Consider the following 14,243-nt stretch of genomic DNA (forward strand, 5'->3'; position numbering starts at 1 on the left):
TTTGGTTTGATACTTTTTAAACAAGACTTTCCTTCCATTCGGGCAGATAAAACAATCATCCTGTTCAAGATAGGTCCAGTTTTTCGCGTGTCGGATGTCTTCTTGGTATTTGCGTGTCTGTTCTTGTTCATAGGTTCCATAAGGAATCAGAAAATCAAATCGAGGTTCTTTCTCGTCGCCAAGTGCATACACATAGTTTTCTTCACTGCCATATCCTGCATCGGCAATAATGGTTTTGGGCATTGGTAAAGAGGTTGACGCCAGTTTCTCCAAATGCGGAATCAAACAACGCGTGTCTGTAGGACGCTGATGAATGCTGTAAAACACAATAAACTGGTCTTCCGTCCCTATTTGTACGTTATATCCGGGCTTCAGTTGACCGTTTTTCATGGGATCTTCTTTCATACGCATAAAGGTGGCATCTTTATCTGTTTTGGAGTAACTATTCCGATCACCGAATGTTTCGTTCTGTTCCTTATATTTCGCCAGTCGGGGTAAGAAATTTTCTCGAATCAACTTCAAAGGTTTTTTCCATTGACTGCGTTCTTGTCTCTTTTCCTTTCGAGTCTTTGGGTCTTGTTCGTTTTCAATCTCCTCCGTTAGGCTTTCTACCTTTTCCTCTATTTTCGTTGCGATTGCCTCCAGATTTTGTTCCGTGATCTCTGGATTTTCTACGATTTCCTTTTGAACTTCTCCCGATTCTTCTTGTGTTAATTGCTGAATGTATTGGAGTGTTTCTTGAATTTTCTCTCTTAACATCGCTTCAAATTTCGACGTTGATTTTTTCCATACGAAAGAAAACTTATTGGCATTGGCTTCAATTTTGGTACCATCCAAAAAGTAGTTTTCCATCGAAATGTAATTTTCTTTTATCAATTTCAAAATCATGGATTCGAATAACTCATCCATCAAGGCTTTCATCCGTTCTCCTCGGAACTCATTAATGGTGCGAAAGTCTGGTTGCTGCATCGCTGCCAACCACATGGCTGGAATGTTTTCTTGAATGAGCTTTTCAATTCCACGGCAGGAATAAACCTTTTGGGAATAGGCATACAGAATGACTTTAAGCATCATTTTCGGATGGTAAGAACTTCTGCCGCCACCTTTGTAATGGGAAAACAAGACGTCATCTGGTACAGCTTCAACCATTTCGTCCACTACACGTGCGACATGATGTTCGGGTATAAGTGCTTCAAGATCAAAAATAACTTGAACTTGACGGTTATCGTAGGGTTTGAATGTAGGAGCTAGTTTTCGTTTCGTAGGAAGTTTTTCTTCATTTACATCTAGAGGAAGTGTTGTTTGCGTGTTATAATCTTCAGTAGTAATCATTTGATTGCTCATAAAAATCGTCCTTTCTAAAATGTGGTGTGGTAACTTCATTTTACTAAAAAGGGCGATTTTTTTGTGCTCTTTTTTTGAACGAATCACAGAGAAGATGAGTTGATTGAAAGGAAGGTGGCGGCGACTCCTGCGGGAACAGCACGAGCCGAAGACCCCGCAGACGAGCTTGCGAGTCGAGGAGGCTGAAGCCGTGCCCGCGGAAAGCGTCCGCCACCGAATTGAAATCAACCGAATTTCATTTACGACGAAGAGGGGCTGTACTTTTTGGACAGCCCCCTCTTCTTTATCCCCTAACATCTATGGCTAGATTTCCATGATGATCGGGATAATCATCGGTCTTCGTTTTGTTTTTTCAAATAAGAATGAATGTAATTGGTCACGGATTTCCTGTTTAATTCCTGACCATTCAAAAACGTCAATCGTCATATTCTTTTCAACGATTTCTCTCACTATTTTTGTTGATTCTTCCATTAATTTTTCAGACTCTCTCACATAAACAAAACCTCTTGAAATAATCTCGGGACCTGAGACGATCTTCTTTTCTTTTCGATCTAGTGATACAACTACAATAAAGATTCCGTCTTGTGAGAGCAATCGACGATCACGTAAAACAATATTTCCAACATCTCCAACTCCGATACCATCGATTAATATGTTTCCGGAAGGAACTCTTCCAACAGATTGGATACTTTCACTCGATAATAATAAGATTTCGCCTTTTTCTGGAATATAGATATTTTCTTCTTTTATTCCGCATGATTTCGCTATTTTAGCATGAGCTTGAAGCATTCGATATTCTCCATGCACAGGGATGAAAAATTTCGGCTTCATTAAATTAATCATTAGCCGTAATTCTTCTTGTCGTCCATGTCCGCTAACATGAATGGTTTTACGATTGGATAAAACAACCGCACCAGCTCGATAAAGCATATCCACCGTTTTGATCAAAAACAATTCGCCACCGCGATGTGGAGATGCAGCAATTAGTACACTGTCCCCTTTTTTAATATTTACATGACGGTGCATTTGTTTCGCCATTTTTTGTAACGCTTCTAACGGTTCTCCTTGCGCACCACTCATTAAAATAACAATTTCTCGATCTTTATACTTTTCTAATTCATTAAGTGAAATGACCAAATCTTCATGAACCGTTAAATATCCTAGTTTTTTGGCAGTTTGGTAAACGTCTAATAATGTACGACCAACAATGACAACTTTGCGTTTTGTTATCTTTGCAGCATTTAATACATGTTGTACCCCGTTAATATTTGAAGCATAACAAGCATAAATAATTCGACCATTAGCCGATTCAAACACCGATTCCATTTCGCGCGCAACAATTGCTTCAGAAGTCGTATAACCTGGTTTTTCAGCTTCTGTACTGTCTGACAATAAACAAAGAACACCTTTTTCACCGAGCAACGCCATCTTGCTCATATCAGATTGATATAATTTTGAAGCGGCTTGGTCAAATTTAAAATCACTTGTATAAACGATTCCACCTTCTGAAGTATGAATACATACACCTACGGAATCTGGAATACTGTGGTTTACCTTGAAAAAGGAAACTTTTGCTGAAGAAAAGGTTAAAACTGAATTTGAATGAATGGTGTGGAAATCAACTTTTCCTTTAAAGTCTTGTTCAGCCATTTTTAATTTCGTTAAGGCAATCGTTAGCTTCGTTCCGTAAACAGGGACGTCCAATTCTTTTAATATGTATGCGAGAGCACCGATATGATCTTCGTGTCCATGTGTTAAAAATATCCCTTTCACTCTTTCTTTATTGGCAAGTAAGTAAGAGACATCTGGGATAACAATATCTATTCCAAGCATTTCATCTTCCGGAAACATGAGGCCTGCATCGATGACAAAAATTTCTTCATCGACTTCTACTAAAAACATATTTTTGCCCATTTCTCCTACTCCGCCCAGGGCAATTATTTTAATTTGACTATTTTTATTCAAATCAAGCAATCCTCCTATGTTGAGATCATCCGTTCAAGTCCCATTTCATTTATTATAATTGAGGTTTAGTTGCTTTACAACTAATTCACAAGAATATTATTTTAATCAATTTTTTCACTTTGTTGGATTTGTAAACTCGTATCTCTGTAATTTGTCTCTTCTTCAAACTTTTTGGTTACAAATTTTTCAACGGTTAAATGAACCCCCATTTCTTTCTATTGTTTGTTAAACAACAATAGCTTTAAATCTAGTCTTTAGGAGTATATAAAAAAACTGCACACTAAGGTGCAGTCACTTTTAACCATTTTGGATCAAGACAGACTTTCTAGCAATTTTGATAATGTTAGTCTTTCCTGTTCGGTTAATGGTACTAACGGAAGTCTAACAGATCCAACGTTTAATCCTTTTAATTGTAAGGCGGTTTTCACCGGAGCTGGACTAGGTGCAGCAAACAATCCTTCCATAATCGGAAGAAGTTTTTGATGAAGTTTTGCTGCTTGTTGATAATCTCCATTGAAAAACGCTTGAACCATCGTTTGCATCTCATTCCCAATAATATGGGATGCAACGGAAACGACACCAACTCCTCCAATCGCTAATATTGGTAATGTTAATCCATCATCCCCGCTATAAAGTTCAAAATCTTCCGGAGTATTGGCAATGATTTCAGTCATCGCATTTAAGTTTCCGCTTGCTTCTTTGACAGCCTTTATGTTAGGAATTTGAGATAATTTGATAATGGTTTCTGGTTGAATATTAGCAACTGCTCGCCCTGGTATATTATAAAGCATGACAGGAAGGGATGTACTTTCAGCAATTGCTTTAAAATGTTGGTACATTCCTTCTTGATTTGGTTTATTGTAGTATGGGGCTACTAACATAATAGCGTCTACACCAATTTCTTCCGCTTTCTTTGTAAGTTCAATCGATGCTTTAGTATTATTGGAGCCTGTTCCAGCAATGACTGGTATTCGCTTATTCACCACTTTTACCACATGGCGAAATAAAGCCAATTTTTCTTCCGTTGTTAAAGTTGGGGATTCTCCTGTTGTACCTGCTACGACTAGAGAATCCGTTCCATTTTGGATTAAATATTCAACTAATTGCGTCGTTTTCTGAAAATCTATATTTCCTTTATGATCAAACGGAGTGACCATTGCGGTTGATATACGTCCGAATAAAGCCATTCAACCTCGCCTCCTAAAAATCATTCATTTTCCTATAACATATGTGTTCAACGCCCAACAAGTTAATTCCTTCAATCATAATCATATATGTAGCACCCCAAAATGGGGGCTAAAAATTATTCGATTAACGTTTTCTCTGCCACTTTATCAAGCTCAAATGCATCGTGTAAGGCATTTACCGCTTTAACTAAATCTTTTTCCTTGACTAACACCCAAATAGTTGTATAACTATCTGCAGATTGTAAAATTCTTACTCCTTGTTCTGATAAGGCTGTAACAATCTTTGAAGCTACACCAGGGACACCAGTAATTCCAGCCCCGACAACCGATACTTTGGCACAATCCCTTTCAATGATCGGATCGTATCCGAGTGATCTTAATATCTCTTCCGCTTTGTCTGCCATTTGATTCGAAACGGTGTAGACAACATCATTTGGTGAAATATTGATAAAATCAACAGAAATTTGTTCATTGGCCATTGCTTTAAACACTTGAACTTGCAAATCATATTGATTTTTCTTTGCAAATACTTTTATTTGTGTCACATTTGAAACGTGGGCAATGCCCGTTACTAATCGGTCAACAATTTCACTAGTCTTTCCATCACGATGAAGGGTTGTCACAAGTGTACCTAAAGAATCTGAGTACGTTGATCTTACCCGAATAGGTACTTTCGATTGCATAGCAATTTCAACGGCACGAGGATGAACCACTTTCGCTCCTTGATATGCCATATTACATATTTCATTATACGTTACTACTGATAAAGGTCGAGCCTTATCAGTAATACGAGGATCAGCTGTCATAACTCCTTCAACATCGGTAAAAATATCAATCCATTCTGCTTGAAGTGCCACACCTAATGCAGCTGCCGTTGTATCACTTCCACCTCTTCCAATTGTCGTTACATCTCCGATTTTTGATTGTCCTTGGAATCCAGCAACAACAACTGCATCATGATGTTTTAACTCTCTTAATAGTCGATCACATTTCATTTCAACGATTTTCGCATTTGTATGATCGCTGTTCGTTCGAAATCCTGCTTGTGCTCCAGTAAGAGCAGTGGCATTGATTCCATTTTCTAATAACATTTGCGTGAAAACGACTGAAGAAATAATTTCACCGCACGATAATAATAAGTCAATTTCTCGTTTCGAAATTTTTGTTTGATCGCCGTTTACTAATGAAAGCAATGTATCCGTTGCATATGGATCTCCTTTTCTTCCCATTGCGGATACGACGATTACTGGTTTATATCCATCTTCTATCGCCTTTAGCACATGTCTAAGTGCATGTTTTCGGCTATTTTTGTCTTTTACAGACGTACCTCCAAATTTTTGGATGACTATTTTCATTTGTACACCTCTACCTTCCGCACCACCAATAATTTGATAATTTTATTTTACTAATCCAAGTTTAATCATGCTTTCTGCAATTTGTATGGAGTTTAAGGCAGCTCCTTTTAATAGATTGTCTGCAACTACCCACATATGGAACCCGTTATCTTCATCCAAGTCTTTTCTTACTCTTCCTACGAAAACTTCCTCTTTTCCAACACAATTGATTGGCATCGGGTAGACTTGATTTGTCATATCATCTTCTACTACAACTCCTGGTGCTTCCCTAAGAACAGCAAAAATATCTTCAATGGATACACCTGTTTTTTCAATCTCAAAATATACAGATTCAGAATGTCCGGTTCCGATTGGCAAACGCACACATGTAGCTGCCACTTTTAACTGAGGCATATGCATAATTTTTTTCGTTTCGTTCATCATTTTCACTTCTTCAAACGTAAAACCGTTCTCTTGGAAAACGTCTATTTGTGGAATCGCGTTAAAGGCAATAGGAAATTTCTTTTTATCTCCTTTTACAGGCAAAATTTTCGGTTCATACGGTTCTCCGTTTAAAACAGCTTTCGTCTGATCGTACAATTCGGAGACTGCGGACGCTCCTGAACCAGATACGGCTTGGTAAGTAGAGACAATAACTTTCGATAAACCAAACGCTTTACGGATAGGTTCAAGTGCAACAACCATTTGAATCGTAGAACAATTTGGATTGGCAATAATTCCTTGATGGTCGTATAAATCATTTTCATTTACTTCTGGAACTACTAATGGAACATTTGGATCCATTCGAAAAGCGCTTGTATTATCTATACAAATGGCTCCTCTTTTGACAGCCTCAGGACATAAAACCTTTGAAACACTTCCTCCTGCAGAGAAAAATGCAATATCTATTCCTTCAAAACTATCAGGAGTTGCTTCTTGTACAACAATTTCTTGACCTTTAAATGTTAATGTTTTTCCTTTTGATCTTGCTGAAGATAGTAATGTTAATGTATGGATTGGAAAATTTCTTTTCTCTAACATTTGAATTAATTGTTCGCCAACTGCTCCGGTAGCACCGACAATGGCTACATTAAAGCCTGTAACAGCCATTTTCATTCTCCTTCCCAAGTGACCAAAAAATTTCAACCATTGATCTAAATATAATTATTTTACCATATTCCATGATAGTTGAAATGGAATTATTTAATGAAATTCTTACATTATTAATTAACCATTCCTTTTATCATATGTAGGAAGATATTGATTGAGAAGGGTATTTGCCTTACATTTTTCTCTATAAAAGATGAAACGGAATAGGGACCCTATTCCGCGTAAGTTTCATGATTTTTTATATCGTTCTATAATCATTGGTTGAAGTTGTTTTCCTTCTAAGGCCGCTTTCACCGTGTCTACAAGAAGATCCATGTCACTAACCATTGAATTTGGTTTATTAAAAGGATCGTCTTGCCCAAATGGAATAAAATATAAATTTTTCGCCGCTATTAATCTCATTAAATTTTGACCATTTAACCCTAAGGCATCATTAGTAGATATCCCCAACACGATTGGTCTTTGGTTTCTCATCGTTGCTTTTGCAGCCATTAGAACTGGGCTGTCTGTGATGGCATTGGCTAACTTGCTCATAGAATTACCTGTCAGTGGAGCAATGATCATGCAATCTAACGGATATTTTGGTCCTAACGGTTCCGCTTCTACGATGGAATCAATCACTTTTCTACCGGTGAGTTCTTCTACTTTTTCAATCCAATCAACGCCTTTTCCAAATCTTGTGTCTGTATTTTTTACTGTAAACGTGACAATCGGAACAACTTCTGCACCTGTATCGATTAACTTTTGTATTTGCGGAACAACTTCATCATACGTACAATGAGAACCTGTTATTCCGAACCCTAAACGTTTCCCTTTTAATGTCATGAGGATTTCCCCTTTCTCTGTAATAAATCTTCTTCTAACAGCTGGGATAAAACCGTCGCTAATATTTGACCGGCTGTTTTAGGGGCAACGATTCCTGGCAATCCAAGTGCTAAAAGTGCTTTTATTCCCCGTTTTTCTGCATAACGGAAGTCAGTTCCACCTGGTTTGGATGCCAAATCAATGATTAGTGTATGGGATGGCATTTTTGAAATGACTGCAGCTGTAACTACTTTATGAGGAATTGTATTGATAACAATATCAATATCTTGAACTTCATTTTGTAAGTCTTTAATGTGAAATGGTTGTAAACCCATTTCAGTAATTCGAGCGATATGCTCGCTTCTTCTTGCGCCAACTTTTACTTTTGCTCCTAATGCAGAGAAGATTCTTGCGACACTCATCCCGACTCTTCCAAATCCAAGAACAGCCGTTTTAGAACCGTGAATTGTAAAATCTGTATGTTGGATCACCATCATGATCGTTCCTTCGACCGTAGGGATGGAATTATAGATCGCAACATCGTCCCGTTCGAATAATTTCACAAGTTTTCGATTGGCTCTGTTGGTAATCCCATCTAAATATTCATTACTAATTCCAGAATATACGGTACAATGTGGCGGAGTTTTCTTTAATATATCTTCGGTTAAAATCACTTTTTCGTTTGAAAAAATCGTTTCAACTTCCCCATCTTTACTCGTCCCTGAGACAGGTAAAAGGATTGCATCGATTGACTCATATTCGAGTTCATCTAATTTTTCTTTAATCGCACCGGGAAACGAGTGATCTAACTGCTCAAAACCTATTAATGATACTCTTGCATCCAGTTCAATTAGCCTTTTAATAATTTCTAATTGCCTTGCATCCCCGCCAAGTAATGCGACTTGCAAACCTGTAAGCATGAACAATTTCACCTTTCTTTTTGAAGAATCCTTCAAAATGAACTTCATTTCCTCTTCATCATATGTGCAGATGTCATAGATGGTGAAAATCGCCCAAAATAAAAAAATGCCCCTCAAATCAACCTTTTGAGAGGCATAGAAATTATTACTCATCTTCGGTAGGATCGTCGATATCAAGAATGATCATATCCGTTCCTATTTTTTTAATATGTTTCCATGGAACACGAATTTCCCCACCGTATTTGCGTTTAAACCATTTCCCACCTGTTGGAATTATTAATGCTTGAATTTGGCCAGTTTTTTCATTGATTTCTAAATCGGTATTTCCTAGTATTCCGAGACGTTCAGCTTTTTTCACATTGACGATTTCTTTTCCACTTAATTCACTTAACCGCATACCTATCACTCCTTGTTTCATCTAATACTAATGTATCGTTTTCCTTCTGAATTAGAATTGAAAAAAGAGAGAAATTTCTATTGATTTATTCCAAAATGTTGTAACAAAAAGAAAAAATCATCATTTCCAATAATGAAAATGATGATTTTATTTTATTACCAGTGATTAGGAATTTTTCCGTCTGGACTAACTAACGCTATAGAATATTTGTCAGTAAAAATCGTATTGGCTAGTTGATGAATATTTTCCATTGTGACTTGGTCGATTAGTTCAATCATTTCATCCATGGAACGATGCATACCTAACAACAGCTCATTTTTCCCATTTCTACTCATTCGGCTATTTGTACTTTCTAAGCTTAGCATTAAATTTCCTTTTAATTGTTCTTTACTGTTGTTTAATTCTTTTTCTGTAATCCCGTCTTGTTTTAATTTATATAGCGTTTCTTGGATAGTTTCAAATAATAAGTCCAGTTGGTTCGCACCTGTACCACCATAAATGGTGACCATACCACTGTCCTCGTAAGAAGAATGGTAAGAAAAGACCGAATACGCAAGTCCTCGCTGTTCTCTTACTTCTTGGAATAAGCGGGAACTCATACTTCCACCTAAAATATTATTTAAAACAATTAAAGAATAAATTTCATCGTGACCAATGTTTAATCCTTGGAATCCTATGCATAAATGCGCTTGTTCTGTATCTTTTTTCTTTGCATAACGATTCGTATGAAAAGTAGGCTGCAATGATTCTTTCGCTTTTTTTCCACCTTCATAGTGACCAAAGAGTTTTTCCACTTCTTTTATGATAGATTCATCGACATTGCCAGCAATAGAAATAACTACTTTATCAGGAGTATAATAATCATGCATATATTGTTTTAACGTATCTTTTGAAAAGGTTTCTAACGTTTGTTCCGTTCCTAAAATTGGATAGCCTAACGGATGATTTTCATAGACGGCTTGACTTAATAAATCGTGAACGATATCATCCGGAGTATCTTCATACATTTTTATTTCTTCAAAAACAACATTTTTTTCTTTTTTCAATTCTGTTTCATCAAACGTTGAATGGAAAAACATATCGGATAAAATCTCTAATGCATAGGAAGCATGATTATCTAATACTTTTGCATAATAGCAAGTATATTCTTTTGATGTAAAGGCATTGACTTGCCCACCGATGCTATCAAATGATTCCGCAATTTCTTTTGCAGTCCTTGTCGTTGTTCCTTTAAAAAACATATGTTCTAAAAAATGTGAGATTCCATTATTTGCAGGTGTTTCATTTCTTGATCCTGTACCAATCCAAACCCCAATAGCAACAGATCGTACGGTTGGAATTTGCTCGAGTACGATTCTTACTCCGTTTTGACATGTGTATCTTTTTATCAATGTTGCTCTCCTCCATTTTTCAAAAAAACGCTCTATCCATCTTTTTTATCATGTATATTCGTAATAATTCGTCTTTCATCCATTAAATCGCTCACTTTTCCGAAGTGTAAGCCTTTTTTCCGAGTTTCGATGATTAATGTTTCTAAAGATTTTGCACTAGCTTCCGTTGGGTGCATTAATATCATTGCACCAGGATGAACTTTGTTCAAAACGCGTTGAATAAGTACGTGCGGTGCTGGATTTTGCCAATCAATCGTATCGACGCTCCACATAATCGTTCTCATATTCAAATCGTGAGCGATTTTTACCACTTCATTTCGAAAACTGCCACTCGGTGGGGCAAACCATTGAACATCTTTTCCGATTGTTGCTTTAATCACAGCGTTTGTTTTTTCCAATTCCTCCCGTACTTTGTTCGTCGGTAATGTCTTCATATCAGGGTGAGAATAAGAATGGTTTCCGATTTCATGTCCACCGGTTGCTATCATTTTTGCTAATTCCGAGTTTTCTTTCACCCATCGTCCTTCTAGAAAGAAAGTTGCATAAACTTTATGTTTTTTCAATGTTGCCAACATATCTGACAAATATTCATTTCCCCATGCCACATTGACTAATAACGCCACCATCGGTTTTTCTGGATGACCTTTGTAAATAGGGGATGGTGGTAAATCTTTTAAATGAACGTTTGGGGATACTTGTTTATATACAAGTTTTTTTTCGTCAAATTTCCCGTCTTTTTTCATCTTTTCATAAGATGCACGAACATCCACTGTTAACCCGTTATATCCGGGAATTGCTTTCCATACTTTATCAATTTTAGCATCCGAAGGTTGAATTTCATAATCTTTTGCACGTTTTTCTATTTCTAAATAAAGTTGATCTTTCGCATTTACATTAGATGTTGAAAAAGTATGTATGAAACAAAATGTGACAAGGACGATCAAGGTTCGGAAAATCTTTCGACCATTCATCATTATTCCCCCTAATATTATAGTATGATTAATTTGGACTTGCTAGAATGTACTCTTCATTTAACATTAGTTTGCTCATTGCTTCCAAATCTATGAATTAGGGGAAATTAAAAAGTCAGGTTTTTCCCTGACTTCGCTCATTCATTATTGATCTTTCTTTTGCTCTTTTAAAACCGCTTTTCTTGATAAATTGACGCGACCTTGTTTATCAATATCAGTGACTTTAACTAAAATTTCATCTCCGATTTTAACCACGTCTTCTACTTTTCCTACTCTTTCCTCTGCCAATTCGGAAATGTGAACGAGTCCATCTTTACCACTAAAGATTTCGACAAAAGCACCAAATTTTTCAATTCGTTTTACTTTTCCTAAATAAATTTGGCCAACTTCGATTTCACGAGTAATATCTTCAATCATTTTCTTCGCTTTTTGATTCATTTCTGCATCGATCGAAGAAATATAAATCGTACCGTCTTGCTCAATATCAATTTTAACTCCAGTTGCTTCGATGATTTTCTTCACCGTTTTTCCGCTTGGTCCAATGACATCTCCGATTTTCTCAGGATTAATTTCCATTGTTAAAATTTTCGGAGCGTGTGGAGATAGTTCTTTTCTTGTTTCAGATATTGTTGATAACATATGCTCTAATATTTGCATGCGGCCTTTTTTCGCCTGTTGTAATGCTTCTTCTAATATTTCTCTAGATAATCCTTTAATTTTAATATCCATTTGAAGAGCAGTTACACCTTTGGCTGTACCTGCAACTTTAAAGTCCATATCTCCGAGAAAATCTTCCATACCTTGAATATCTGTAAGAATGGTGTAGTGTTCATCAGATTTAACTAATCCCATTGCAATACCTGCGACAGGAGCTTTAATCGGTACACCCGCATCCATCATCGCTAATGTACTTGCACAAATACTCGCTTGTGATGTCGATCCATTTGATTCCAATACTTCAGAAACTAAGCGAATCGTATATGGGAAGTCTTTTTCATCTGGAATAACTGGTTCAAGAGCACGTTCACCTAACGCACCATGTCCAATTTCTCTTCTTCCCGGACCTCTCATTGGGCCTGTTTCTCCTACAGAGAATGGCGGGAAGTTGTAATGATGCATAAAACGTTTTTCTTCTTCAATGCCAAGACCATCTAAAATTTGAACGTCTCCTAAAGCACCTAGTGTACAAATACTTAATGCTTGTGTTTGACCACGTGTAAATAAGCCTGAACCATGTGTTCTAGGTAAAATGCCAACTTCTGATGATAATGGTCGAATTTCATCAACTTTACGGCCATCTGGACGAATTTTTTCAACGGTAATGAGGCGACGAACTTCTTCTTTAACAAGCTTGTCCAAAATTTTCTTTACTTGTTTAATCGTTTCTTCGTCCGCTTCTTGTTCTTCGTATTGAGCGATTACCTCATTTTTCACCGCTTCAATGGCATCTTCACGGGCATGTTTTTCTTGAACTTGAATGGCTTCTTTTAATTGAGTTTCACATTTCTCACGAATTTCTTTTTCCAATTCAGGATCAAGCTCAAATAAAACAACTTCCATTTTTTCTTTCCCAATTTTTTCACGAATTTCTTCTTGGAACGCAATGAGTCGTTTGATTTCTTCATGACCGAACATGATGCCTTCTAACATTACTTCTTCTGGAACTTCGTTAGCACCAGCTTCAACCATATTGATGGCATCTTTTGTACCGGCAACTGTTAAGTTCATCTCACTTTTTTCCATTTGTTCAACGGTTGGATTAATGATAAATTCTCCATCTACTCTTCCAACAATGACTCCAGCAATGGGACCCTCAAACGGAATGTCAGAAACGGTGAGAGCAAGTGAAGAACCGAACATCGCTGCCATTTCAGATGAACAATCTTGATCAACACTCATTACGGTACTAACTACTTGAACTTCGTTGCGAAAACCTTCTGCAAATAATGGACGTATCGGCCGGTCAATTAAACGGCTGGCTAAAATCGCTTTTTCACTTGGACGTCCTTCCCTTTTTATAAAGCCGCCCGGGATTTTCCCAACTGCATATAAACGTTCCTCATAATTAACCGTTAACGGGAAAAAGTCAACGCTTTTTGCATCTTTTGAAGCAGTAGCCGTACATAAAACAACAGTTTCTCCATAACGAACTAGTACTGCCCCGTTGGCTTGTTTTGCCAGCTGGCCAATTTCAACGGTCAATTTACGGCCAGCCCAATCTATGGAAAATATATGTTTGTCTTGCTCCATAAATGGACTCCTCTCTTAAAAAATTAACGAACTTCAATTTCATTTCTTATGATTATTATGTATTGTAATCAAACCACATAAAGTCATAACGTAATTTTTTGGTATGAATATGAATAAAAATTATTTTTCGAATATTTCCAATCTTTTTTTATTTTATTTTTTCTAATAAAAAAGCGGGAATGATCCCCGCTTTTAATCAACTATCGACGTAAACCAAGTCTGTTAATTAACTCACGGTAACGTTGTACATCAGTGTTACGCAAGTAAGTTAATAGGTTACGGCGTTTACCAACCATTTTCATTAGCCCACGGCGTGAATGGTGGTCTTTTTTGTGAACACGTAAATGTTCATTCAAATTGTTAATTTGTTCCGTTAGGATAGCAATTTGAACTTCTGGTGAACCAGTATCATTTTCATGAGTTTTGAATTCATTGATGATTTCGTTTTTGCGCTCTTGTGTTAAAGCCATCCTATTTCACCTCCTAACATTTATATCCCCAATTACTGAGCAAGCGTCGGTGACTCGACTTGCCAAGCAATGGTTCATAGTACGTTATTTAGAATACTAT

The 14,243-nt window shown here is 36.9% G+C and carries 12 protein-coding genes; all 12 read right to left on the bottom strand.

What is annotated here, in order from left to right:
* Positions 1–1,344: IS1182 family transposase (locus tag AC3ASS_RS01850; protein WP_488281801.1), on the bottom strand; the 1,344-nt coding region annotated here is incomplete at its 3' end.
* A 303-nt stretch (positions 1,345–1,647) separates the two neighbouring features.
* On the bottom strand, positions 1,648–3,309 hold the full coding sequence (locus tag AC3ASS_RS01855; protein ID WP_488281802.1) for a ribonuclease J: 1,662 nt from the start codon (positions 3,307–3,309) through the stop codon (positions 1,648–1,650).
* A gap of 311 nt (positions 3,310–3,620) precedes the next feature.
* On the bottom strand, positions 3,621–4,496 hold the full coding sequence (dapA, locus tag AC3ASS_RS01860) for a 4-hydroxy-tetrahydrodipicolinate synthase (RefSeq protein WP_488281803.1): 876 nt from the start codon (positions 4,494–4,496) through the stop codon (positions 3,621–3,623).
* Between the two features lie 116 nt (positions 4,497–4,612).
* A complete protein-coding gene (dapG, locus tag AC3ASS_RS01865) occupies positions 4,613–5,851 on the bottom strand; it encodes an aspartate kinase (protein ID WP_488281804.1) in 1,239 nt (412 codons plus the stop codon).
* 42 nt (positions 5,852–5,893) lie between these two features.
* Positions 5,894–6,940 carry an aspartate-semialdehyde dehydrogenase gene (gene asd / locus AC3ASS_RS01870; RefSeq protein ID WP_488281805.1) on the bottom strand — a complete coding sequence of 349 codons (1,047 nt, stop codon included), beginning with the start codon at positions 6,938–6,940 and terminating at the stop codon, positions 5,894–5,896.
* Positions 6,941–7,168: 228 nt separating this feature from the next.
* A complete protein-coding gene (gene dpaB, locus AC3ASS_RS01875; protein WP_488281806.1) occupies positions 7,169–7,765 on the bottom strand; it encodes a dipicolinate synthase subunit B in 597 nt (198 codons plus the stop codon).
* The gene (gene dpaA, locus AC3ASS_RS01880) at positions 7,762–8,664 is read right to left on the bottom strand and encodes a dipicolinic acid synthetase subunit A (protein WP_488281807.1); all 903 of its coding nucleotides are present in this window, start codon (positions 8,662–8,664) and stop codon (positions 7,762–7,764) included. Before dpaA ends, dpaB begins: the two co-directional genes overlap by 4 nt.
* A gap of 145 nt (positions 8,665–8,809) precedes the next feature.
* Positions 8,810–9,061 (bottom strand): YlmC/YmxH family sporulation protein, encoded by a 252-nt coding sequence (locus AC3ASS_RS01885; RefSeq protein WP_488281808.1) that lies wholly within the window; start codon positions 9,059–9,061, stop codon positions 8,810–8,812.
* Positions 9,062–9,216: 155 nt separating this feature from the next.
* The gene (locus tag AC3ASS_RS01890; protein WP_488281809.1) at positions 9,217–10,452 is read right to left on the bottom strand and encodes a M16 family metallopeptidase; all 1,236 of its coding nucleotides are present in this window, start codon (positions 10,450–10,452) and stop codon (positions 9,217–9,219) included.
* Positions 10,453–10,484: 32 nt separating this feature from the next.
* Positions 10,485–11,423 carry a polysaccharide deacetylase family protein gene (locus AC3ASS_RS01895; RefSeq protein WP_488281810.1) on the bottom strand — a complete coding sequence of 313 codons (939 nt, stop codon included), beginning with the start codon at positions 11,421–11,423 and terminating at the stop codon, positions 10,485–10,487.
* Between the two features lie 144 nt (positions 11,424–11,567).
* Positions 11,568–13,673, bottom strand: coding sequence for a polyribonucleotide nucleotidyltransferase (gene pnp, locus AC3ASS_RS01900; protein WP_488281811.1), 2,106 nt, complete (start codon positions 13,671–13,673; stop codon positions 11,568–11,570).
* Between the two features lie 200 nt (positions 13,674–13,873).
* Positions 13,874–14,143 carry a 30S ribosomal protein S15 gene (gene rpsO, locus AC3ASS_RS01905; RefSeq protein ID WP_488281812.1) on the bottom strand — a complete coding sequence of 90 codons (270 nt, stop codon included), beginning with the start codon at positions 14,141–14,143 and terminating at the stop codon, positions 13,874–13,876.
* Positions 14,144–14,243 lie beyond the last annotated feature (100 nt).

The organism is Bacillus sp. JST-5 (assembly GCF_057747715.1).